At 66.4% G+C, this 21,895-nt stretch carries 19 protein-coding genes, 1 tRNA gene and 1 pseudogene; 17 read left to right on the forward strand and 4 right to left on the reverse strand.

Annotated features, from left to right (window positions below; translation table 11 throughout):
• Nucleotides 1–23: 23 nt before the first annotated feature.
• Nucleotides 24–1,379 (reverse strand): MFS transporter, encoded by a 1,356-nt coding sequence (locus tag K5L49_RS02030; protein WP_223690363.1) that lies wholly within the window; start codon nucleotides 1,377–1,379, stop codon nucleotides 24–26.
• 78 nt (nucleotides 1,380–1,457) lie between these two features.
• On the opposite strand from K5L49_RS02030, the gene K5L49_RS02035 reads away from it, so the two are divergent.
• From K5L49_RS02035 to ndk, 5 genes are all read left to right on the forward strand, one after another.
• Complete coding sequence (locus K5L49_RS02035; RefSeq protein WP_223690364.1) at nucleotides 1,458–2,087, forward strand: TetR/AcrR family transcriptional regulator; 630 nt, start codon at nucleotides 1,458–1,460, stop codon at nucleotides 2,085–2,087.
• A 221-nt stretch (nucleotides 2,088–2,308) separates the two neighbouring features.
• Nucleotides 2,309–5,626 carry an isoleucine--tRNA ligase gene (gene ileS / locus K5L49_RS02040; RefSeq protein ID WP_223690365.1) on the forward strand — a complete coding sequence of 1,106 codons (3,318 nt, stop codon included), beginning with the start codon at nucleotides 2,309–2,311 and terminating at the stop codon, nucleotides 5,624–5,626.
• On the forward strand, nucleotides 5,623–7,002 hold the full coding sequence (locus K5L49_RS02045) for a bifunctional folylpolyglutamate synthase/dihydrofolate synthase (RefSeq protein ID WP_223690366.1): 1,380 nt from the start codon (nucleotides 5,623–5,625) through the stop codon (nucleotides 7,000–7,002). The genes ileS and K5L49_RS02045 overlap by 4 nt, the downstream gene beginning before the upstream one ends.
• A complete protein-coding gene (locus K5L49_RS02050; protein ID WP_223690367.1) occupies nucleotides 6,999–7,442 on the forward strand; it encodes a DUF4233 domain-containing protein in 444 nt (147 codons plus the stop codon). The genes K5L49_RS02045 and K5L49_RS02050 overlap by 4 nt, the downstream gene beginning before the upstream one ends.
• Nucleotides 7,439–7,861, forward strand: a complete 423-nt coding sequence (ndk, locus tag K5L49_RS02055; protein WP_223690368.1) for a nucleoside-diphosphate kinase — start codon at nucleotides 7,439–7,441, stop codon at nucleotides 7,859–7,861. The genes K5L49_RS02050 and ndk overlap by 4 nt, the downstream gene beginning before the upstream one ends.
• A 60-nt stretch (nucleotides 7,862–7,921) precedes the next feature.
• Here ndk and K5L49_RS02060 read toward each other — a convergent pair whose 3' ends face one another.
• The gene (locus K5L49_RS02060; protein WP_223690369.1) at nucleotides 7,922–8,527 is read right to left on the reverse strand and encodes a vitamin K epoxide reductase family protein; all 606 of its coding nucleotides are present in this window, start codon (nucleotides 8,525–8,527) and stop codon (nucleotides 7,922–7,924) included.
• A gap of 307 nt (nucleotides 8,528–8,834) precedes the next feature.
• Here K5L49_RS02060 and K5L49_RS02065 point away from each other — a divergent pair, with 307 nt between their 5' ends.
• Nucleotides 8,835–11,411, forward strand: coding sequence for an Rne/Rng family ribonuclease (locus K5L49_RS02065; protein ID WP_223690370.1), 2,577 nt, complete (start codon nucleotides 8,835–8,837; stop codon nucleotides 11,409–11,411).
• 30 nt (nucleotides 11,412–11,441) lie between these two features.
• Here the strand turns inward: K5L49_RS02065 and K5L49_RS02070 are convergent, their stop codons facing one another.
• A complete protein-coding gene (locus K5L49_RS02070) occupies nucleotides 11,442–11,717 on the reverse strand; it encodes a DUF4031 domain-containing protein (RefSeq protein WP_223690371.1) in 276 nt (91 codons plus the stop codon).
• A gap of 305 nt (nucleotides 11,718–12,022) precedes the next feature.
• Here K5L49_RS02070 and rplU point away from each other — a divergent pair, with 305 nt between their 5' ends.
• The 10 genes and pseudogenes from rplU (at nucleotide 12,023) to K5L49_RS02120 (ending at nucleotide 19,151) form a co-directional block, all read left to right on the forward strand.
• The gene (gene rplU / locus K5L49_RS02075) at nucleotides 12,023–12,331 is read left to right on the forward strand and encodes a 50S ribosomal protein L21 (RefSeq protein WP_223690372.1); all 309 of its coding nucleotides are present in this window, start codon (nucleotides 12,023–12,025) and stop codon (nucleotides 12,329–12,331) included.
• Between the two features lie 30 nt (nucleotides 12,332–12,361).
• A complete protein-coding gene (gene rpmA, locus K5L49_RS02080; RefSeq protein ID WP_223690373.1) occupies nucleotides 12,362–12,619 on the forward strand; it encodes a 50S ribosomal protein L27 in 258 nt (85 codons plus the stop codon).
• 84 nt (nucleotides 12,620–12,703) lie between these two features.
• Nucleotides 12,704–14,272: a GTPase ObgE gene (gene obgE / locus K5L49_RS02085; protein WP_223690374.1), complete on the forward strand. Its 1,569-nt coding sequence runs from the start codon at nucleotides 12,704–12,706 to the stop codon at nucleotides 14,270–14,272.
• Nucleotides 14,269–15,084 (forward strand): glutamate 5-kinase, encoded by an 816-nt coding sequence (gene proB / locus K5L49_RS02090; protein ID WP_223690375.1) that lies wholly within the window; start codon nucleotides 14,269–14,271, stop codon nucleotides 15,082–15,084. Before obgE ends, proB begins: the two co-directional genes overlap by 4 nt.
• Nucleotides 15,085–15,093: 9 nt before the next feature.
• Nucleotides 15,094–16,359: a glutamate-5-semialdehyde dehydrogenase gene (locus K5L49_RS02095; protein WP_223690376.1), complete on the forward strand. Its 1,266-nt coding sequence runs from the start codon at nucleotides 15,094–15,096 to the stop codon at nucleotides 16,357–16,359.
• A gap of 50 nt (nucleotides 16,360–16,409) precedes the next feature.
• Entirely contained in the window at nucleotides 16,410–16,646 is a 237-nt protein-coding gene (locus K5L49_RS02100; protein WP_223690377.1) for a hypothetical protein, read from the forward strand.
• Between the two features lie 12 nt (nucleotides 16,647–16,658).
• Nucleotides 16,659–17,260 (forward strand): annotated as a pseudogene (nadD, locus tag K5L49_RS02105) (nicotinate-nucleotide adenylyltransferase).
• Nucleotides 17,261–17,397: 137 nt separating this feature from the next.
• Nucleotides 17,398–18,540, forward strand: a complete 1,143-nt coding sequence (locus K5L49_RS02110) for a hypothetical protein (protein ID WP_223690378.1) — start codon at nucleotides 17,398–17,400, stop codon at nucleotides 18,538–18,540.
• A gap of 52 nt (nucleotides 18,541–18,592) precedes the next feature.
• Nucleotides 18,593–18,970: a ribosome silencing factor gene (rsfS, locus tag K5L49_RS02115; protein ID WP_223690379.1), complete on the forward strand. Its 378-nt coding sequence runs from the start codon at nucleotides 18,593–18,595 to the stop codon at nucleotides 18,968–18,970.
• A 105-nt stretch (nucleotides 18,971–19,075) separates the two neighbouring features.
• A tRNA-Ala gene (locus tag K5L49_RS02120) sits at nucleotides 19,076–19,151 on the forward strand.
• A gap of 50 nt (nucleotides 19,152–19,201) precedes the next feature.
• On the opposite strand, the gene K5L49_RS02125 is transcribed toward K5L49_RS02120, so the two are convergent.
• On the reverse strand, nucleotides 19,202–20,380 hold the full coding sequence (locus tag K5L49_RS02125; RefSeq protein WP_223690380.1) for an IS481 family transposase: 1,179 nt from the start codon (nucleotides 20,378–20,380) through the stop codon (nucleotides 19,202–19,204).
• Between the two features lie 234 nt (nucleotides 20,381–20,614).
• Between K5L49_RS02125 and K5L49_RS02130 the strand changes: the two genes are divergently transcribed.
• The gene (locus tag K5L49_RS02130) at nucleotides 20,615–21,892 is read left to right on the forward strand and encodes an LCP family protein (protein ID WP_223690381.1); all 1,278 of its coding nucleotides are present in this window, start codon (nucleotides 20,615–20,617) and stop codon (nucleotides 21,890–21,892) included.
• Nucleotides 21,893–21,895 lie beyond the last annotated feature (3 nt).

The following is a 21,895-nucleotide window of genomic DNA, read 5'->3' on the forward strand; positions in this document are numbered from 1 at the left end:
ACCCGAGCGCCGGGCCCGCGGCGTCAGGTGGCCGGCACCGCCTGAGCCGGGAGCGGGGCGAGCTCATCGATGATCGGCTTGCGTCGGGCGGCGATCACAGCTGTGGCGAGCGTGATGACGCTCATCAGGCCGAGGACGATGCCCGGGTACCACCAGGCATTGCCCGTCGCGTGGCCGAGCAGGGCGGTGAGGATCGGGACGAACGCGGTGAGCAGCGCGGCGATGCTGTAGGCAACCGAGAGCCCGCTGTAACGGACTTCGCTCGGGAACAGATCAGACATGAGACCGCCGAGTCCCGCCCAGGAGAGTGTGGGGAGGATCCCGCCGATGATCATGCTGGCGACCAGGATGGGGAAGGTGGCGAACTGCAGTAGGAAGTACATCGGAAAGGCGATGATGAGCGTTCCGACGGCACCGATGGCGACCACCCGGGCGGAGCCGATCCGGGTGGCCCAGACCCCGAAGAGGGGGATCGTGACGAGCTGAAGCAGGCCGCCGATGGTGGTCGCGATGAGCAGATCGTTGTAGCTGAATCCGAGCGTCGCGGTTCCGTACTGCACCATGTAGGTGTTCATCAGCGAGTACGACCCGATGCCGAGGATGGCAGCGCCGATGGCGATGAAGAACGCCGACGGCGCCTTGCGGAAGACATCGAGCACGGGGAAGCGGTCTCGCCTGCCTGTCGCCAGCAGTTCTTTGAACACCGGCGTCTCGTCGATCGACCAGCGCAGGTAGAGGGAGACGAGCAGGAGTGGGATCGCCGTGAGGAACGGGATGCGCCAGCCCCACGCGGCGATGTCGGCGGATGACATCCCGAACGAGAGGGCGATGAAGACCACGGCGCTCAGGATGCTGCCGACAGGCGAGCCGAGCTGGGGGAGCGCGGCGTAGAAGCCGCGACGTTTCGGGTTCACGTACTCCGTCGCCAGGAGGATCGAGCCACCCCATTCCCCGCCGAGCGAGAAGCCCTGCACGAGGCGCAGCAGCACGAGGAGGATGGCTCCGAACCAGCCGGCCTGCGCGAAGGTGGGGAGCACGCCGACCAGGCCGGTGCCGATCCCCATCATCAGGATGGTGATGAGCAGGGTCGGCCGCCGTCCGATCCGGTCGCCGAGGTGCCCGAACACGATCGCGCCGACGGGGCGGATGACGAATCCGGCGGCGATGGTGAGGAATGCGGCGAGCACGCCGCCGAAGACGCCGAGCGGCTCGAAGAAGAGCGGGCCGACGAAGAACGCGCTGAAGTAGGCGAACAGATAGAAGTCGTACGACTCCAGCGAGGTGCCGACGAAGGAGGCGATGGTCACCCGCCGAGCCGTTCCGGGGGTGATGCCGGGGCGATCGGTGGTGCTGAACGTGATGGTGTCTGGGGAACTCACGACGGTCCTTGTCAGGGTTTGCTCGGCGGAACAGGGATAATTGGATCGAGTCCAATAATAGGCAGAGAGGAGGAACGCATGAGCGGCGCCGCGCATTCCGCATCCGGTCGTCCCCGCGTGTCGTCGCGTGAGACGCTGGCCGAAGCCGCTGCCGAACTGTTCCTCGAGCAGACCTACGCCGGCACGACGATCGACGAGATCTCCCAGCGCGCAGGGGTGAGCCGAGCGACGTTCTTCAACTATTTCGGCTCGAAGAGCGACCTGCTCTGGCTGGAGGTCGATGAGAGTCTCAGCGAATTCGACGGAGTGCTCGAGAACATCTCGTCCGACCACCCGGTGATGACGGCGGTTTTGGAGGCCGTGCTCGCACTGGCCGGGAATTTCGGACCGGCACGGCTACCGCTGGCTGTGACGCAATATGAGCTCATGGGAACCAACGCTGAACTCGAGTCGTCGGCGTTGTCTCGCTTCCTGACCCTGGTCCGCGTTCTCAGCCGTTCGATCGCGCGGCGCATCGGGGAGCCGGCCGATGCCCTCGTGCCGCGCAGTATCGCGACCGCGGTGATCGGTGCCGCCGTGGCGGCCGCCTCGGTGTGGGCGCGATCGGGCGTGAGCCGGGGGCCGTTGGCACCGGTTGTCGCTCGCGCGATCGAGCCGGTGTGTCGTGGCTACCAGGCCGCCCTCGATGATCGTGCCGTGACCGGGTAGACTGGACGAACCGACATCGACCCGGCCATCACCGGTGAGTCTTCGGAAGAACGGTCGTCCTCGTGACGGCCCAGTAGAACCGAACGGGGCTGGCCCGTCACAGCCAAGGAAAGAGCGGTCGCCCTCACCGAGAGCGTGGAGGCGGCAAGCGGGGTGGTACCGCGGCAAGCGCTTCTGGCGCCTGGCGTCCTCGTGCAGATGACCGACCTGCCAGGAGTGAGATGCCGTATCCCCAGTCCCCGGACGATCAGACGCCCGCCGGCGTCACGCCGAGCCCCAGCTTCCCGCAGCTCGAGACGGAGATCCTCGCCTTCTGGAAAGAAGACGGCACCTTCCGCGCATCGATCGAGAACCGCGCGGATGCACCCGAGTGGGTCTTCTACGACGGCCCGCCCTTCGCCAACGGTCTGCCGCACTACGGTCACCTGCTCACCGGATACGCGAAGGATCTCTTCCCCCGTTTCCAGACGATGCGGGGCAAGAGGGTGGAGCGCCGATTCGGCTGGGACACTCACGGTCTTCCCGCCGAGCTGGAAGCCGAGCGGCAGTTGGGCATCACCGACAAGAGCCAGATCGAAGAGATGGGCATCGCGGCCTTCAACCAGGCCGCCCGCGACTCGGTGTTGCACTACACCCGCGAGTGGCAGGAGTACGTCACGCGCCAGGCCCGCTGGGTCGACTTCGACAACGACTACAAGACGCTCGACGTCACCTTCATGGAGTCCGTGATCTGGGCGTTCAAGCAGCTGCATGAGAAGGGTCTCGCCTACGAGGGTTACCGCGTTCTGCCGTATTGCTGGCGAGACCAGACCCCGCTGTCGAACCACGAACTGCGCATGGACGACGACGTCTACAAGATGCGACAGGACCAGACCGTCACGGTGACGTTCCCCCTCACCGGTGCCAAGGCGGAGGCGCTCGGCCTCACCGCGGTCCGCGCCCTCGCCTGGACGACGACTCCGTGGACGCTCCCGACGAACCTGGCTCTCGTCGTCGGACCGGAGATCGAATACGCGGTCGTCCCGGCTGGACCGAACGGGGCGGCCGACAGTGTCGGCGCTGGTGTGCATGATGATTTCGGTGCGGAGTACCTGCTGGCGAGCGAGCTCGTCGGAGGCTACGCGAAGGATCTCGGCTACGAGACGGCGGCCGATGCCCTCGCGGCGGTGTCGCGACACATCCGGGGTTCGGAGCTCGAGAACGTCACATACGACCGGTTGTGGGACTACTACGCGGACGCGGAGGAGTACGGCACCCAGAATGCGTGGCGCATCCTCGTCGACGGCTACGTCACCACCGAAGACGGCACGGGCATCGTGCATCAGGCGCCCGCTTACGGCGAGGACGACCAGCGCGTCTGCGAAGCCGCGGGTATCCCGGTGATCATCTCGGTCGACGACGGGGCCCGGTTCCTGCCGTCGGTCGAGGAGGTTGCGGGACTGCAGGTGTTCGAGGCGAACAAGCCGCTCACCAAACTGCTGCGGGAGAACGGACGTCTTCTGCGGCAGGCGAGCTACGAGCACTCGTACCCGCACTGCTGGCGTTGCCGCAATCCGCTGATCTACAAGGCCGTCTCGAGCTGGTTCGTGCGGGTCACCGAGTTTCGCGACCGCATGGTCGAGTTGAACCAGCGGATCGACTGGGTTCCCGAGAACGTCAAAGACGGCCAGTTCGGCAAATGGTTGAGCAACGCCCGCGATTGGTCGATCTCGCGCAACCGCTACTTCGGCTCCCCGATCCCGGTCTGGAAGAGCGATGACCCGGCCTACCCCCGCATCGATGTGTACGGCTCACTGGCCGAACTCGAAGCCGACTTCGGCCGGCTCCCGCTGAACGGCGACGGACAGCCCGACCTGCATCGGCCGTACATCGACGAGCTCACCCGACCGAATCCGGACGATCCCACCGGTCGCTCCACGATGCGGCGCATCACAGATGTGCTCGACGTGTGGTTCGATTCCGGCTCGATGCCGTTCGCCCAGGTGCACTACCCGTTCGAGAACCGCGATTGGTTCGAGGCGCACAACCCGGCTGACTTCATCGTCGAGTACATCGGGCAGACGCGCGGCTGGTTCTACATGATGCATGTGCTCGCCACGGCGCTGTTCGATCGGCCGGCATTCAAGAATGTCATCAGTCACGGCATCGTGCTGGGCAGCGACGGTCAGAAGATGTCGAAGTCTCTGCGCAACTATCCGGATGTCAACGAGGTCTTCGACCGCGACGGCTCGGATGCGATGCGCTGGTTCCTGATGTCGAGCCCGGTGCTGCGCGGCGGCAACCTGGTTGTGACCGAGGAAGGCATCCGCGAGGGGGTTCGCCAGGTGCTGCTCCCGCTCTGGAGCACCTGGTACTTCTTCTCCCTCTACGCCAACGCCGCCGGATACGAGGCACGTCGGCGCACCGATTCGAACGATGTGCTCGATCGCTATCTGCTCGCCAAGACCCGGGATCTGGTGAGCGAGGTGACCGCCGACCTCGAGGCGCTCGACAGCACGCTCGCCGCCTCGAAACTGCGCGACTTCGCGGATGTGCTCACCAATTGGTACGTGCGACGCTCCCGTGACCGGTTCTGGGAGGGCGTGGGGGACGACGGCCGCAACGCGGAGGCCTTCGACACATTGTTCACCGTGCTCGAGACGGTCACGCGGGTGGCAGCGCCCCTGCTTCCGCTCGTGAGCGAAAGCATCTGGCGCGGTCTGACCGGCGGTCGCAGTGTGCACCTGACCGACTGGCCGGAGGCGGGGGAGTTCCCGGCTGATGTTGCGCTCGTAGAGGCGATGGACCGCATCCGGGCGATCAGTTCGACCGTGCTCTCCCTGCGCAAGCAAGCGGGCCTGCGGGTGCGACTGCCGTTGGCCGGCCTCACGATCGTGGCCGAGAACTCGACCGCCCTTGCGGCGTTCGAGTCGATCCTGCGCGACGAACTGAACGTCAAGGCGGTCGAGTTCGTCGAGCTTCACGATGACAGCGCCGAGAGCTACGGCATCACGAGCAGACTGACCGTCAATGCGCGCGCCGCCGGACCACGGCTCGGCAAGGACGTGCAGCGCGTGATCATGGCCGCGCGGGAGGGCGACTGGTCGGAGCTGAACGGTGTGGTCACGGCCGGCGGGATCGACCTTGCTGACGGAGAGTACGAGCTCGTTCTCGAGACCGCGCAAGCCGATGGCGACTCGACAGTGGCGCTTGCGCTGTTGCCGGACGGCGGCTTCGTTCTGCTCGACACGGCCACCACGCCGGAGCTGGAAGCGGAAGGGCTCGCGCGCGACGTGATCCGAGCCGTGCAGGACACTCGCAAGGCGGCTGGACTCGATGTGAGCGACCGCATCCGGCTGAACCTGGCGTTTGCGAGCGCGGAGGACGCGCGGGCGATCGAGCTCGCGCGCGGCGTCGACATCGCCGCCGAGACGCTCGCCCTCGACGTCGAATTCGGGGCCGCGGAGGCGGCGTACGAGAAGACGTTCGAGGCCGGGTTGTTCGCGAATGCGGGCGCGTTCGCGGTCGGCGTGACACGTGTGGAGGAGGACGCCCGATGAGAGACGACATCCCGATGGATGAGGACGAGGCGCGCGAGGCGGCCGAAGCCGTCTACCAGGCGCTCCTGGCGAGGGTGGGCGAGGGGAGTCCGGAACACCGGCTCACCGCGACGCGACGGGCGGTGGAGCTTCTCGGCGACCCCCAGCGCGCGTACCCGATCATCCACATCACCGGCACGAATGGCAAGACGAGCACCAGCCGTATCGCCGAGAGCATCCTGCGGGCGTACGGGCTGCGCACCGGTCTGCTCACGAGTCCGCATCTTGTGCGCTTCAACGAACGCATCGTGATCGACGGTGTGCCGATCAGCGATGAGGACCTCGCCCGAAACTGGGAGGATGTTCGCCCGTACCTCGAGATCGTCGACGGCGAGCTCGTGGCCGAGGGAGAGGCCCCGCTCACCTTCTTCGAGGCTCTCACGGCGCTGGCGTTCGCGAGCTTCGCCGACGCTCCGGTGGATGTGGCCGTGATCGAGGTCGGCATGGGTGGGGAGTGGGATTCCACAAACGTGGGCGACGGTCAGGTCGCCGTGTTCACGCCGATCTCGCTCGACCACACGAAGGCCCTCGGCGACACAGTGGGCGCGATCGCCCGCACGAAGTCCGGAATCGTCAAGCCCTCGGCGGATGTGGTCAGCGCGATTCAGCCGCCGGAAGCGCTCGTCGAGCTGGTGCACGCCGCCGAACTCACCGAGTCGACGTTCGCCGCACAGCCGGCGGAGTTCGACGTGACCACGACATCGGTCGCGGTGGGCGGTCAGCTGGTGAGCATCCGTGGGCGCGCGGCCACCTACAACGAACTCTTCCTGCCGCTCTATGGCGACCACCAGGCGCAGAACGCCGCAGTGGCCGTCGCCGCGGTGGAGACCTTCCTCGGCCGGGGGAGCCAGCCCCTGAACGCCGATCTTCTCGAAGAGGGGTTCGCCACGGCGACCTCGCCCGGCCGGTTGCAGCTGGTCGGGATCGAACCGAGCGTCCTCGTCGACGCTGCGCACAATCCGGCAGGGGCGGAGACCCTCGCCGCCGCCCTGCGCACCTACTTCGACTTCGACGAGATCACGGTCGTCTTCGGGGTGCTGGCCGACAAGGATGCGCGGGGGATCGTGCGGGCGCTGGCGACGGTGGCCGAGCAGTTCTACCTCACACCCGTCCGGTCGGAGCGGTCTCTCGGCATCGACGAACTCGGCGAACTCGTGCTCGAACAGACGCACGAGGATGCCACCTACGTCTACGGCGATGTCGAGGAGGCGCTGGTCGCCGCCCGCGACTGGGCGGCAGAACGCCCGAAGCGGGCCGTCGTCGTGACCGGCTCGATCGTGCTCATCGGCGACGCCATGGCGATCGCCGAGGCCGGTGGCTGGAAGGAGACCTCATGAGCGACGGGCCCGCGACGGAGGTCGAGCCGGACGACCAGCACCCCGCTCGGCCGGGCCGACCCGCCCGCCCCCGACGCACTCGGAGCGTCCGCGAGAGCCTCGGCTCCATCGTCCTCGCCTTCGAGTTCGTCATCGTCTTCCTCGGTGCGCTGGTGCTCTTCGGACTGAAGACACTGTCCGCTCCGCTCGCCCTGGGCGGCGGCGCGCTGATCCTCGTGCTGATGATCGTCGCCATCGGACTACTCCGTGGCCCGGTCGGCATCGTGTTGGGCTGGCTGATCCAGCTCATCGTCGTCGCGACCGGTTTCCTGGTGCCGGCGTTCTTCGTCGTCGGGGCGATCTTCACCGCCCTATGGACGTATTGCATGATCGCCGGCGCCAGAATCGACCGCAACAATCAGGCCGCGAACGCGGCCGCCCGTCAGAAGGAGAATCCATGACCACCGTCGTCGAAGAAACCCTCGTGCTCGTGAAGCCGGACGGTGTGGCGCGCAGCCTCACCGGCGAGATCCTGCGCCGCATCGAGGCGAAGGGCTACTCGGTCGTCGACCTCAAGATGCTGCAGGCCGACCGCGACCTGCTGGCCCAGCACTACGCGGAGCACGAGGGCAAGCCCTTCTATGAGCCGCTCGTCGAGTTCATGGAGAGCGGCCCGATCGTCGCCATCCGCGTCGCCGGCAACCGGGTGATCGAGGGATTCCGTTCGCTCGCCGGTACGACGGATCCGACGACGGCGGCGCCGGGAACGATTCGAGGCGATCTCGCCCGCGATTGGGGTCTCAAGGTGCAGCAGAACCTCGTGCACGGCTCGGACTCTCCCGAGTCGGCTGCGCGCGAGCTCGCTCTCTGGTTCGACTGACGGCAAACGAACACGGGCGCCGACTGTACACCCAGTCGGCGCCCTTTTTGTCGTCCGCGGTCAGACGAAGACGTTGTGGATCCAGTCGAGCCGGATCTGCGCGAGAACGGCGACGATGACGTAGCTGACGATCGTGATCAGCGGTACCCAGCCGTACACCTTGCCGAAGAACCGGCGAGCGGATGCCGGAACAGGAATGTTCCCCTCTTTGAGGTTGTAGAGCGTCACGGCCCAGAATGTCGGGATGGTGACCGCCCACGTGACCATGCAGTAGGGGCAGAGAACGTTCAGCACCGTGATCGACTGCGTGATCAGGTAGATGACCAGCACGAGCGCGCCGATGACGCCGAGGTTGAAGAGCATCCAGTACCACTTGGCGAACCGCGCACCGGCCAGGATGCCGACACCGACGGCGATCACCGCCGTCCAACAGGCGAGGCCGATCAGGGGGTTCGGGAACCCGAAGATCGAGCCCTGCGGCGAGTTGAGGTTCTTCGAGCACCCGACCAGCAAGCTGAAGTTGCAACCGAGCTGCGCGTTGGGATGCGCCAGCACCGTGAGCTTGTCCAATGTGAGTTGGAAAGCGGCCCAGAAGCCGATGGCCCCGGCGACGATGAGGAAGATGGCAAGGGCTGTCGGACGTTTGTTCGGCGAAGTCAGTGACACCGTCGGATTATGGCATAGCGACTCGCGTGTCGGCAGGGAAGAACGTCGATCCCGGCGCGGGCATGCGATAATCATCGAGAAGTCTTTTCGGCCGTGTGCCGAGAGGGCGCCAAAGAAGGCTTGAGGGCGTGCAACGCCCAGTACGTGCCGGCCGAGGAGGCCGGTGAAGACATCGAGAAAGTGCGATCAGAGCCACGAGCCGGTCGTGCATATGGAGAATTGCTGAACGGGCGCGGAAGCGCCGGTTCCGCTTACGGAGAGTCCCGGTGTGCGGGGAACCGCGCTCCGGTCGAGGAGTGCACCAGCGATGGTGGAAAACGAAAATACTGAGAACAGCCAGAACAACGGAACGGATGCGGGCACGGAAGCGGGGGTGAAGAAGCGTTCGCGCCTCTTCGGCTCGCGGAAGAGCGCCAAGAAGGCACCGGCGAGTGCACCGGAGACGGTGGCGACCCCGGTCGAGCCCGTCGTGCCGAGCACCGTCGCCGCCGAGGCGCCGGCGGAGATCGCCGACCCCGTCGCCGACGATCCGGCGGGCACCGCGCCTGCGCCGAGCGAGGAGTCCGTCATCGACGAGCCGACGATCGGGGTCTCCACGACTCCGTCCACCCCGACCGGCCTGCCGGGCCTGCCGCCGACGACCCTGCTCTTCCAAGCGCCCGACATCCAGCCGTTGCCGCCCCTGCCGGGCGACGACCTGGATGACGACGGCCCGACCGTGCGCCGGCGATCCCGCCGCCGGGCAGGCGAAGAGAACCGGTCCGGCTCAAATGACCCGGCCAACACCGTCGTGAAGGTTCGTGCCCCGCGCGAACCGGAGCTGATCACCGAACCGCAGAAGGTCAAGGGCTCGACCCGCCTCGAGGCGAAGAAGCAGCGGCGACGCGACGGTCGCGACGCCGGGCGTCGACGGCCCGTGATCACCGAAGCGGAGTTCCTGGCCCGGCGTGAGTCGGTCGACCGGCAGATGATCGTCCGCGAGAAGAGCGGGCGTATCCAGATCGGCGTGCTGGAGGACAAGGTCCTCGTCGAGCACTATGTGGCGAAGTCCCAGGAGGCGTCGCTGATCGGCAATGTCTATCTGGGTCGCGTGCAGAACGTGCTTCCGAGCATGGAAGCGGCCTTCGTCGACATCGGTCGCGGCCGCAATGCCGTGCTGTACTCCGGTGAGGTCGACTGGGAAGCGGCCGAGACGGGCAACCAGCCACGTCGGATCGAGCTGGCGCTCAAGCCGGGCGACCGGGTGCTCGTGCAAGTCACGAAAGACCCGGTCGGCCACAAGGGCGCCCGTCTCACCAGCCAGGTCTCGCTGCCCGGCCGCTACCTCGTCTACGTGCCGAACGGCTCGATGAACGGGATCAGCCGCAAGCTTCCCGACACCGAGCGCGCCCGCCTGAAGAAGATCCTCAAGGAGGTCCTTCCGGAGAACGTCGGCGTGATCGTACGCACGGCGGCCGAGGGCGCCACCGAGGAGCAGCTGACGCTCGATGTCACCCGCCTGACGGCGCAGTGGGCCGACATCAGCAAGCAGGTGGAGAACGTCCAGGCCCCGGCACTGCTGCACAGCGAGCCGGATCTGCTGATCAAGATCGTGCGGGATGTCTTCAACGAAGACTTCCAGAAGCTGATCATCGCCGGTTCGGACCCCCAGGCGACCATCGAGATGTATCTGCGCCAGGTCGCGCCCGATCTGCTCGACCGTGTCGAGACGTACACCGGTGAGCGCGACGCCTTCGACGAGTTCAGAATCACGGAGCAGATCGAGAAGGCACTCGACCGCAAGGTCTGGCTGCCGTCGGGTGGATCGCTCGTGATCGACCGCACCGAGGCCATGACCGTCGTCGATGTCAACACCGGAAAGTTCGTCGGCTCCGGCGGAAACCTCGAGGAGACCGTCACCAAGAACAACCTGGAGGCGGCAGAGGAGATCGTCCGCCAGCTCCGTCTGCGCGACATCGGCGGCATCATCGTCGTCGACTTCATCGACATGGTGCTGGAGTCGAACCGCGACCTGGTGCTGCGTCGACTCATCGAGTGCCTCAGCCGCGACCGCACGAAGCACCAGGTGGCCGAGGTCACCTCGCTCGGCCTCGTGCAGATGACCCGGAAGAAGTTGGGTCTCGGGCTTCTCGAGACCTTCAGTGAGGCCTGCGAGGTCTGCGCCGGCCGAGGCGTGATCGTGCACCACGATCCGGTCGTGAAGCATCGCCAGACCCAGCAGCAGCAGCAGCCGAACGAGCGTCGGCGCGGTCGAGGCGGTCAGCAGTCGGGCGGCAACGGCAACGGCAACGGTTCCTCCAACGGGGGAAGCGGAACCGCATCGAACGGCAACGGGCACGCCCCTGTCGTGACGCACGCCATCACCGACGACGCCAAGAGCGCGCTGGCGCAGATCGCGGCGAGCACGCTCGCCACGCACAGCCACGACGGCGAAGCCGCCGAGGCGGCTGCCGACGGCGCGCACGGCAAGCATGTCGCCGCGGAGGAAGCACCGGCCGCGGCGCCGGCCGCCGAGTCGGTGCAGCAGGCCGAACCGGCCAAAAGGCAACGAAAGAAGAGCGGCGGATCGAAACGCGCCGCATCCGTGGAGCGCGAGTCGGATGCTCCGGCCGCCGAGGGCGCTACGACGCCCGAGGTCCAGGATGCTCCTGTCGCGTCAGAGGCGCCCGTCACGCTCCTCGACATTCCGGTCGTCAGCGCGGCTCCGCCCGCCCGTCGACCCACGTCGAAGGATGCGGAGCTCCTGCTCGACTCGGTGCTCGACGCCTTGCCTCAGCCCAAGCAGCCGGGCCAGGGTCGCAACCGGAGCCGACGCGTGAGCACGGCGGCGATCGCCGGCGGCTCGGTCGCACCCGAGATCACCCGGACCGAGACCGAGGAGTAGTTTTCGGGTCCGTCCATTCGAGGCGCGGGATCAGTGCTTGCGCACTCGATCCCGCGCCTTGATGCGTAGTCCGCTCGCACGCAGCCGCACGACGAGTTCCTTGCCGCCCACCGGCTCTGCGCCCGCGGCGACGAGATCGTCGTAGCTGCGGTCGGGCACGTCATAGTGGTCGAGGTCGAACGCACGACGCGCGATCCCATTGGCGGCGGCGAAGTCGTGCAGCTCGTCGAGGGAGGCATCGCTGACCAGATGCGACCACAACATGCCGTGAGCGGGCCATTCCGGGGGATCGATCAGGACCGTCATACAATGATTGTAGGAACCGGCGCCGATGTCGGTTCCGCACCCTCCCGAAACCCCCGGGGAGACTCGCCTCCAGTCGAGCTCGACGGGGGTCTGAGTTTGACCGGGGGACGGGGCATCGGGTAAAGTTGACCGTTGGTGTGTGTTGGGCGTCGCCCGCACGATCGCCAAGGTTTTCTGAGAATCGCACCGGCGCATGAAGCGCCGGTCGGAATCGCCAGTAACTTCCTGAAGATAAAGAGTAGGACCAGGTCCACGGCTCGGTACGAGCCGAGGGGAGCTGTTCCCCAGAGAAAAGGTACGTAAAAGTGGTTTACGCAGTTGTGCGCGCCGGTGGCCGCCAGGAAAAGGTCGAGGTCGGCACCATCGTGACGATGGACCGCATCAAGGCTGACAAAGACGGCAACGTCGAGCTCGCCGCTGTGCTGCTTGTTGACGGGGAGAAGATCACCTCCGACGCGAAGTCGCTCGCCAAGGTGAAGGTCACCGCCGAGGTCCTCAACGACCTCCGCGGCCCGAAGATCGTCATCCAGAAGTTCAAGAACAAGACCGGGTACAAGAAGCGCCAGGGGCACCGTCAGGAGCTCACGCGCGTCAAGGTCACCGGCATCAAGTAGCGTCGAGCACAGGCTTAGGAGAAGAAGCAGATGGCACACAAAAAGGGAGCGAGTTCCACTCGCAACGGTCGTGACTCGAACGCTCAGCGCCTCGGCGTGAAGCGCTTCGGTGGTCAGGTCGTCGGCGCCGGCGAGATCATCGTCCGCCAGCGCGGCACGCACTTCCACCCCGGCGTCAACGTCGGTCGTGGGGGCGACGACACGCTGTTCGCTCTGGCCGCCGGTGCGGTCGAGTTCGGCAGCAAGGGCGGCCGCAAGGTCGTCAACATCGTGGCGGCCGAGGTCTAACCCCTCGTTCCACACGCAACACTTCCGGATGGGCGGGCTTCGGCCCGCCCATCCTTTTTCCCCAGGCAGTACAAGGAGCACATCATGGCAACGTTCGTCGACAACGTGACGTTGCATTTGCGCGCCGGTCACGGCGGCAACGGATGTGTATCGGTCCGTCGCGAGAAGTTCAAGCCGCTCGCCGGGCCGGATGGCGGCAACGGCGGGAACGGCGGCGACATCGTTCTCGTCTCCGACCCCCAGGTCACCACACTGCTCGGTTTCCACCGGGCACCGCACCGCTCGTCGGACAACGGCGGATTCGGCATGGGCGACCACCGGAGCGGTTTCAGCAGCCCCGAGCTCGAATTGGCGATTCCGGTCGGCACGGTCGTGAAAGATGCCGACGGCGTCGAATTGATCGACATGGATGAGCCGGGCATCCGCTACGTGGTCGCTCCGGGCGGCATCGGGGGTCTAGGGAATGCGGCACTCTCGAACCCGAAGCGCAAGGCGCCCGGTTTCGCTCTGCTCGGAACACCCGGCTGGGAAGGCGACATCCTCCTCGAGCTGAAGACCGTGGCGGATGTGGCACTGGTCGGCTACCCGTCGGCCGGCAAATCGAGCCTCATCGCGGCGCTGTCGGCAGCGAAGCCGAAGATCGCCGACTACCCGTTCACGACCCTTCACCCCAACCTCGGCGTCGTTCAGGCGGGGGAGTCGCGCTACACCGTGGCCGATGTGCCGGGCCTGATCGAGGGAGCGAGCGAGGGCAAAGGTCTTGGTCTCGAGTTCCTGCGCCATGTGGAGCGCTGCAGCGCTCTTCTGCACGTTCTCGACTGCGCGACGCTCGACCCGGGCCGTGACCCGATCAGCGATCTCGATGTGATCCTCGGAGAGCTCGGCGCCTACCCGGTGCCGGAGGGCCAGACGCCCCTGCTGGAGCGACCGCAGCTCATCGCGCTCAACAAGATCGATGTGCCCGAGGCCAGGGAACTGGCGGAGTTCGTTCGCGCCGATCTCGAACAGCGCGGCTACCGCGTGTTCGAGATCTCGACGGTCAGCCATGAGGGGCTCCGGGCGCTGTCGTTCGCGCTGGCCGAGCTCGTCGAGGCCGCCCGAGCAGCCGCGGCCGCGGCCGAGGCGATCCGCCCGCGTATCGTGATCCGGCCCAAGGCCGTCGATGACTCCGACTACGTCGTGAAGGTCGAAGGCGGTTCGGACGGGCCGGTCTATCGCATCCTCGGGGCGAAGCCCGAACGCTGGGTGGCGCAGACCGACTTCGCCAACGACGAGGCCGTCGGGTTCTTGGCCGACCGTCTCGCCAAGCTGGGTGTGGAGGATCGGCTCTTCAAGGCGGGCGCCGTCGCCGGTTCCACGGTCGTGATCGGTCGAAACAACGGCGTGGTCTTCGATTGGGAGCCCACGCTCACCTCGACCGCCGAATTGATCAGTTCCCCGCGCGGAACGGATGTGCGGGTGGACGCCAACCTGCGGCCGACCCGCAATCAGCGCCGCGAAGACTACTTCGACCGCATGGATGCGAAGGCCGAGGCGCGAGCCGAATTGCTGCGGGAGCGCGAGGCCGGTCTGTGGCGGGACGACTACGAAGAGAATGACGAAGCCGCCGGCACCGGCAGCGGTGCCGAGACCAAGGAGACCGACTCGGAATGACGATCGACGAGCGCAGCCAGGTTCCCTCCGCGAGACGCGTCGTCGTCAAAGTGGGTTCGTCCTCCATCAGCGGAGACAACGCGGGGCAGATCGGGCCGCTCGTCGATGCGCTCTCGGATGCGCACGGTCGTGACACCCAGGTGATCCTCGTCTCTTCCGGTGCGATTGCGACCGGCATGCCCTACCTGGCGCTCGATGGACGACCCACCGATCTGGCGACTCAGCAGGCGGCTGCGGCGGTCGGGCAGAACGTGCTCATCTACCGCTATCAGGACAGCCTCGACCGCTACGGCATCGTGGCCGGTCAGGTTCTGTTGACGGCCGGCGACATGGAGACGCCGACGCACCGCAGCAATGCGAAACGGGCGATGGAGCGTCTGCTCGACCTGCGCATCCTGCCGATCGTGAACGAGAACGACACGGTCGCGACCCACGAGATCCGATTCGGGGACAATGATCGGCTGGCCGCTCTCGTTGCCTTGCTCGTCGAAGCCGACCTGCTGGTGCTCCTCTCGGATGTGGATGCGCTCTACACCCGCCCGCCGCAGGAGCCCGGCGCGGAGAGGATCGATGTCGTCGCCTACGACGACGAGCTCCGCGGGGTGGAGATCGGCGCGACCGGTCTCTCCGGTGTCGGAACCGGCGGTGCGCTGACGAAGGTCTCTGCCGCCCGCCAGGCCGCCGAACGGGGAACCGCGGTCATTCTGACCGCCACCTCGTTGGTCGCCGAGGCACTGCGGGGCGAGCGGGTGGGTACCTGGTTCGCGCCCGCGAAAGACCGGGCCTCCGAGGGCAGCACGCGCACGCCCTAAACTTGATCCATGTCTCAGACTCTGGATAGCGTCGCGCTGGTCGACCGGCTGGCCGCCGCCAAAGCTGCGTCCGTGCAGCTCGCCACGGCGACGACGGACAAGAAGAACGCCGCGTTGCTGGCCATCGCGACCCGGCTGACGTCGAATGGGACGCGCATCCTCGAAGCGAACGAACTCGACCTGGCCAACGGACGAGAGAACGGCCTCTCTACCGGGCTGATCGACCGCCTGACGCTCACCGACTCGCGCCTTGCCGGGCTCGCCGAAGCGGTGCGCGAAGTGGCCGCACTCACCGACCCGGTGGGTCAGGCGGTGCGTGGCAGCGCCCTGCCGAACGGCATCAAGATCACCCAGGTGCGCGTTCCGTTCGGTGTCGTCGGTGCGATCTACGAAGCCCGCCCCAATGTGACGGTCGATATCGCCGCCCTGGCGCTCAAGAGCGGCAATGCGGTCGTGCTCCGCGGGGGCAGCGCGGCCATCAACACCAACAGGGTGCTCGTCGACGTGATCCGCGAAGCCCTCGGCGACGCGGGTCTGCCGAGCGGTTCCGTGCAGACGATCGACGAGTTCGGACGCGACGGCGCGACCGAGCTGATGCGGGCCCGAGGTCTCGTCGACGTGCTCATCCCTCGGGGAAGCGCCGACCTCATCCGCACCGTCGTCACCGAGTCAACTGTGCCGGTGATCGAGACGGGCGCCGGCGTCGTGCACATCGTGCTCGACGAGAGCGCCCGCGAAGACTGGGCCGTCGACATCGTGCGCAACGCGAAGGTGCAACGCCCGAGCGTGTGCAACGCGGTCGAGACTCTGCTCGTTCATTCCGCAGCGGCGCAACGACTGCTGCCACCGGTGCTCGCAGCGCTCGTCGAGGCCGGGGTGACCGTGCACGCCGACGACAGGGCCATCCGCTTCGCGCCTGATGCAGTGCCCGCCACCGACGAAGACTGGGCCACCGAGCACATGAGCCTCGACATCTCGGTGAAGATCGTCGACTCGCTCGACGAGGCGATCTCGCATATCCGGCGCTACTCGACGCAGCACACCGAATCGATCATCACGAACGACGTGGGGAACGCCGAGCGCTTTCTGGCCGAGGTGGATTCCGCCGTCGTCATGGTCAACGCCTCCACCCGGTTCACTGACGGTGGGGAGTTCGGCTTCGGAGCCGAGGTGGGCATCTCGACTCAGAAGCTGCACGCCCGCGGCCCGATGGGCCTGCCCGAACTCACCAGCACGAAGTGGATCGTTCGCGGGTCAGGTCAGATCCGTCCGTGAGCCACCACTAGACTTGCCTCGGGCGTTCGCGCCGGGAAAGGAAAAACTCCATGTCACATCTGACGGCCGTGCTGGCTGCAACCGAGGCTCACGTCGAGCTGCCGATGCCCACGTGGGCGTTCGGCGCGATCGCGCTGGCCGTTTTCACCGTTCTCGGCTTCGTGATCTGGACCTACCGCGACGTGGCGAACCGCCACAGCCACAAGGCCGCCCCCGGCGCCACCGAGCACGCGACGGCCCCCGGTGCCACCCACCACGGCGCCGGCCACCCCTCGCAGGGGCACTGACCCTCCGGGCGTATGGAGCTGACGGAGAAACGTCGACCGCGGGTCGGCGTGATGGGCGGAACATTCGATCCGATCCATCACGGCCACTTGGTTGCCGCCAGCGAGGTCGCCCAGTCGTTCGATCTCGATGAGGTCGTGTTCGTCCCCACCGGCCATCCGTGGCAGAAGGGCGATGTGACCCCGGGGAGCACCGCTATCTGATGACGGTGATCGCCACGGCATCGAACCCGCGCTTCACGGTGAGCCGCGTCGACATCGATCGCGAGGGGCCCACCTACACGATCGACACACTGCGCGACCTGCATATCGCCCGTCCCGAGGCCGATCTGGTCTTCATCACGGGAGCCGATGCGATCGCGCAGATCATCAGTTGGCGCGATGTGAATGAGCTCTGGGACCTCGCCCACTTCGTGGCTGTGAGTCGTCCGGGACATGACTTGAGTATTTCTGGATTGCCGCAGCAAGACGTAAGCTTGTTGGAAGTTCCGGCCCTGGCGATCTCGTCAACCGACTGCCGGAGCCGGGTGAGCAGGGGATTCCCCGTCTGGTATCTCGTACCCGATGGCGTTGTTCAATACATCTCCAAACACCATCTGTATCGGAGTGTGGCATGACTTTGTGGCAAGACCCGCCGCCACAGACACGGCGACAAGCCCGCGAGAACGAGCGTTCTGCGGAGCAGAAAGCCGCTGGGCAGGCATCGCGTCGAGCAGGCACGGCCTCGCCGACGCCTGCCGGTGAGATCCCGACGGTGACAACGCCGTTCACCTTCTCCGCTGGCCGGCCGAGCGAGACGCCGGAACAGTCCGCGCTGCCGGATATCCCGGCCACGGCTTTCGAAGAGCCGGGTGTCTCGGCGCCGACCCGTCCGCACCTGCCGAGTTCCGGTTCTTCTTTCGACGCGCTTCTCGCTCCGAAAGACGACGATCCAGACGCGGGCCAGGCGACGTCGCCGTTGTATCGGCAGGCGCCGTCGGAGACGTCGGTCGAGCCCGTCACGCAGCCGGTTTCCCTTGTGCCGCCGGTTGTCGAGACTCCGCCGATCCCGTCTCAGGTGATCGCGCCTCCGATGCCCGCCGTCGTCCCGATCGCCACGCCCGAACGTGCGCTGACCCGCCGTGAGTTGCGCGCGATGCAGCAAGCGCAAGAAGCGAACCAGCAGGCCGGGCATCCCGAGTCTGTCATTCCGGTCACTTTCTCGCCCGCAACGCACGAGGTGAAGCCCGCAGAGCCGTCGGCATCCGCAGAAGACGCGTCTGAGCCCCGTTCTTGGCCCTTCGCTGCAGTGCCCGCGTCAGCGGACCCGATCGCCACGGCGGCCCCGGTCGAGCCGGTGTCGGCCGTGTCCGTGTCGGCCGAGTCGGCGCTGCCCACCGCGCAGGGTGAGGCCGACGCCGCTCCTCAGCCGTATCAGCCCCCGGTCGGCCACTGGTCGACGGCCGCCGAGCTCGACGACAAGAACCAGCCGTTCGACCAGATCATCTCCCGCAGTGTGGGAGTTTCGGGGTCGGCGACGACGACGAATGCGCTCATCCTTCCGACGCTTCCCACTGCCGATGCAACCGGTCCGTTGACGAGCACAGGCGAGATCCTCGTCACCGGCTCCATCGACCTGCCGCGCGGGCTCGGAGCCACGGGAGCGCATCCCGACCGCATCGACTCCTCCGATATCGACCGCTTGCTGGACGGCGAGGACAACGAGTTCAATACATCCGAGGTCGCGCCGATCCGCGCGTCCCGTGCTGTGAGCACGCACACCTCGACCCGCGGTGTCATCACGCCACCGAAGAAGCGGCACGGGCGGCTTCCCCTCGTGCTGTCGATCACGGCGGCCGTACTGCTCGTCGGTGTCGTCGGTCTGCTCGTTGCGGCCTATGTGCTGAAGGTGTTCTGATCAGCACCGACGTCCGTCTCATTCTTTCCAACCCTTTGAGGGAGTTCCCCCTGTGACCGCATCCGAACACTCGCGGGAGATCCTGCAGATCGCCGCCCGCGCGGCCGACTCGAAGGCGGGCGAAGACCTCGTCGCCCTCGACGTCTCCGGCCCGCTGCCTCTGACCGACATCTTCCTGCTCGTCACCGGCCGCGTCGAGCGCAACGTCGTGGCGATCGCCGGTGAGATCGAAGACCAGCTGAACGACGCTGGTGTGAAGACGCTGCGCCGCGAGGGCAAGGCGGAAGGGCGCTGGGTACTGCTCGACTTCGGCGACCTCGTCGTGCATGTCTTCCACGAGGAAGACCGGATGTATTACGCCCTCGAGCGGCTGTGGAAGGACTGCCCGGTGGTCCCCATCGAGTTGCCCGTTCACGAGCGCGCGGAGTAGCTCGCGATGACGGTATCGATGATTCCGAGGGTCGCTCGTTTTTTTCTGAGCGCCAACGTGTAGTACGCTAAACGAGTTGTCTTCGAGAGATCGAGAACAACTTCTGGGTCTGTGGCGCAGCTGGTAGCGCACCTGCATGGCATGCAGGGGGTCAGGGGTTCGAGTCCCCTCAGATCCACCAATGTGATGAGTCGGGACATCGTTGATAGATGTGTCGAGACATCGTTGATATTAGGAAGAGCCCGGCCATCGGCCGGGCTCTTTTGTTTGGTCGCGCCAGTATTTTCTGTCGGGTTCGATGTGGTGGATGCTGAGGATCTCGCCGGTGTCGAGGTGAGTGACTCTGGCGCTGGTTTCGTCGACGAGGATGAGCACGGCTGTGCCGGCGTGGTTGTGGCCGATGCCGAGGTGGTGGAGGTTCCCGGCTCGGCGGAGGGTGAGTTTGCCGAATCGGTCGACGGTGTCGAAGCGGACGCGGTAGTGGGCGCTGAGGGTGTTCGGGTTCGGGTGGGCTTTGATGGTGGCGGCGTAGGCCTGGGCTGGGGTTAGCCGGTCGAGAGCGCGGTGCGGGCGGCGCTCGTTATAGATGACCCGGAACTGGTCGAGCTGAGTTTGCAGTTCGGCGATCGTCGCTGCCGGAGGCTGGCTGGCGAGCCAGCGTTTGAGGGTTTGGTGGAAACGTTCGATCTTGCCTTGGGTTTGCGGGTGATAAGGGTGCCCGTTCTTCTGCTGGATGCCGAGGGCGGCGAGGAGGTATTCGAATGCGTTCTTTCCGCCGGTGAAGCGGGCAGTGTAGACGGTGCCGTTGTCGGTCAGTGTGGAGGCGGGCAGCCCGTGGGTGTTCGTCGTGGCGGTGAAGGTGCTGACGACGTCGGGACCGGTGACCCGGTCGTGGGCGGTGCAGGACAGCAGCATGCGGGAGTGGTCGTCCAGCCAGTTCAGGATCTCGACATCGGTGCCGTCGGCGAGAGGCCAGTGGGTGAAGTCGGACTGCCAGGTCTCGTTGGGTTGGTGCGCTTCGAACCGGAGGTAGGAGGACTTCGGGCGCTTCTTCGGTTCCGGGGTGATCAACCCTGCAGTGTGGAGGATGCGGCGGATCGTGGAGGTGGAGGGGACCGGGAGATGTTCCTGGTCGAGGTGCCAGGCGATCGTGACCGGTCCGGCATCCAGCCCGTCCGTGGTCAGCTGCTGGCGCAGCGCGATGATCCGCGTCCGGACGTGCTCGGGCGTGCTCGTCGAGGAGGCGTGCGGGCGGCGGCTGCGCGGTTCGAGTGCGTCGAGCCCACCGGTCTCGTAGCGGGTGACGAGGGTGTGCACCCATTGCCAGGAGACGTCGAACTTGCGGGCGGCCTCAGCCTTGGTGAGCCCCTGGTGGACCACGGACAGGACGATCACGCGCGCCTTCGACATGCCTCATCGTCGACCGCGGACCACTATCAACGATGTCGCGACTCATCTATCAACGATGTCCTGAACCCCAACACCCTCAGATCCACCAAATCGCCCCCGAGACACGCGTCTCGGGGGCTTTTCGTCGCCCGGGTTCCGTCGCGAGCCCGGCGCGTATGGGCTACGGGTGAGCTGCGCGTGTCCTAAGATTCCAGGCAGCCCAGCTTCCCGGAACTTGACGCATAAGGACCAGCGATGACCGACCTTCCCCGCCGCCATCAGCGCGCCTCGTCGGCGACGGCGGTGCGGCACGGCCGGCTTCCACGTCGTCGCGCGGTGGGGGCGATCGCCAGGCTGCTGGCGGCGGCCGTCGCCGTCGTCGCGGTGAGCGCCGGGTCGGTGGCGGCGTACGCCGTGTGGGATGTCACGCGCTCGTTCAAGCCGACGATCCACCTGCCAGGACTTCCTGGGCACACCGACCAGGCCATCCCGAATGTGGGTGCGATCGAAGGAGGCGTGAACTTCCTCATCGCGGGCACGGACAGCCGGTCCGGTCTGGGTGGTGTCTACCAATCGAGCGAGGAGCAAGACGCAAGCTCCGGTGCGGGCAACAACGATGTGACGATGCTGCTGCACATCGCTCAGGATCATCGGAGCGCGATGGTGATCAGTTTTCCGCGCGACCTGATGGTTCCGATCCCGGACTGCCCGGCAGCATCGGGAGACGGCACGGCCTACGGAACGGACAAAGGAATGTTCAACACGGCGCTCTCGCGCGGCGGCCTTCCGTGCGTCGCGCTCACCGTGGAGAAGATGACCGGCATCACGATCCCGTTTGCGGCCGAGATCAACTTCACTGGTGTCAGCGCGATGTCGACGGCTGTCGGCGGTGTCACCGTCTGCCTGGCGACGCCGGTCTCCGATGACTTCACGAACCCGCCGTTGGATCTTCCTGCCGGCCAGAACACGCTGGTCGGAGACGAGGCGCTCTCGTTCCTGCGGAGTAGGCATGGCGTCGGCGACGGCAGCGACCTGGGGCGGATCAGCAATCAGCAGGTGTTCCTGTCTGCCCTCGCACGCAAAGTGGTCGACGGCGGAGTTCTCGCGAATCCGCTGCAGCTGTACGGGCTCGCCAAGGCCGCCGCCACCAACATGACGCTCTCCGACTCGCTGAGCCCGACGACCCTGGTGCAGATCGGGCTCGCATTGAAAGACACCGGTCTCGACAACGTGGTGTTCATGCAGTATCCCGCGGTCACGGATCCGGACAACAAAGAACGCGTGGTGCCGAACGAGTACGCGGCCGAGTTGCTCGGAACGGCTCTGGTGAACGACCGGCCGGTGAAGCTGACCGGCTCGACCGGCGTCGCGGCCGAAGACCCGACGCCGACCGGAGGCGCCACGTCGCCTGCGACGCCGGCCACCCCGCCTGACACCTCGGCGACGCCGACCCCCGGAGGACCTGTTGCGCTTCCTCCCTCGGTGACCGGACAGACGGCTGCTCAGCAGACCTGCACGAAAGGCAACAACTGACGT

It is taken from the genome of Leifsonia poae (genome assembly GCF_020009625.1).
Lineage (GTDB): Bacteria > Actinomycetota > Actinomycetes > Actinomycetales > Microbacteriaceae > Leifsonia > Leifsonia poae_A.

Bases quoted from the DNA above. Each gene is read 5' to 3' on its own strand.
- K5L49_RS02035 (WP_223690364.1), top strand. From the start codon at position 1,458: ATGAGCGGCGCCGCGCATTCCGCATCCGGTCGTCCCCGCGTGTCGTCG.
- ileS (WP_223690365.1), top strand. From the start codon at position 2,309: ATGCCGTATCCCCAGTCCCCGGACGATCAGACGCCCGCCGGCGTCACG.
- K5L49_RS02045 (WP_223690366.1), top strand. From the start codon at position 5,623: ATGAGAGACGACATCCCGATGGATGAGGACGAGGCGCGCGAGGCGGCC.
- K5L49_RS02050 (WP_223690367.1), top strand. From the start codon at position 6,999: ATGAGCGACGGGCCCGCGACGGAGGTCGAGCCGGACGACCAGCACCCC.
- ndk (WP_223690368.1), top strand. From the start codon at position 7,439: ATGACCACCGTCGTCGAAGAAACCCTCGTGCTCGTGAAGCCGGACGGT.
- K5L49_RS02065 (WP_223690370.1), top strand. From the start codon at position 8,835: ATGGTGGAAAACGAAAATACTGAGAACAGCCAGAACAACGGAACGGAT.
- K5L49_RS02070 (WP_223690371.1), bottom strand. From the start codon at position 11,717: ATGACGGTCCTGATCGATCCCCCGGAATGGCCCGCTCACGGCATGTTG.
- rpmA (WP_223690373.1), top strand. From the start codon at position 12,362: ATGGCACACAAAAAGGGAGCGAGTTCCACTCGCAACGGTCGTGACTCG.
- obgE (WP_223690374.1), top strand. From the start codon at position 12,704: ATGGCAACGTTCGTCGACAACGTGACGTTGCATTTGCGCGCCGGTCAC.
- proB (WP_223690375.1), top strand. From the start codon at position 14,269: ATGACGATCGACGAGCGCAGCCAGGTTCCCTCCGCGAGACGCGTCGTC.
- K5L49_RS02095 (WP_223690376.1), top strand. From the start codon at position 15,094: ATGTCTCAGACTCTGGATAGCGTCGCGCTGGTCGACCGGCTGGCCGCC.
- K5L49_RS02100 (WP_223690377.1), top strand. From the start codon at position 16,410: ATGTCACATCTGACGGCCGTGCTGGCTGCAACCGAGGCTCACGTCGAG.
- K5L49_RS02125 (WP_223690380.1), bottom strand. From the start codon at position 20,380: ATGTCGAAGGCGCGCGTGATCGTCCTGTCCGTGGTCCACCAGGGGCTC.
- K5L49_RS02130 (WP_223690381.1), top strand. From the start codon at position 20,615: ATGACCGACCTTCCCCGCCGCCATCAGCGCGCCTCGTCGGCGACGGCG.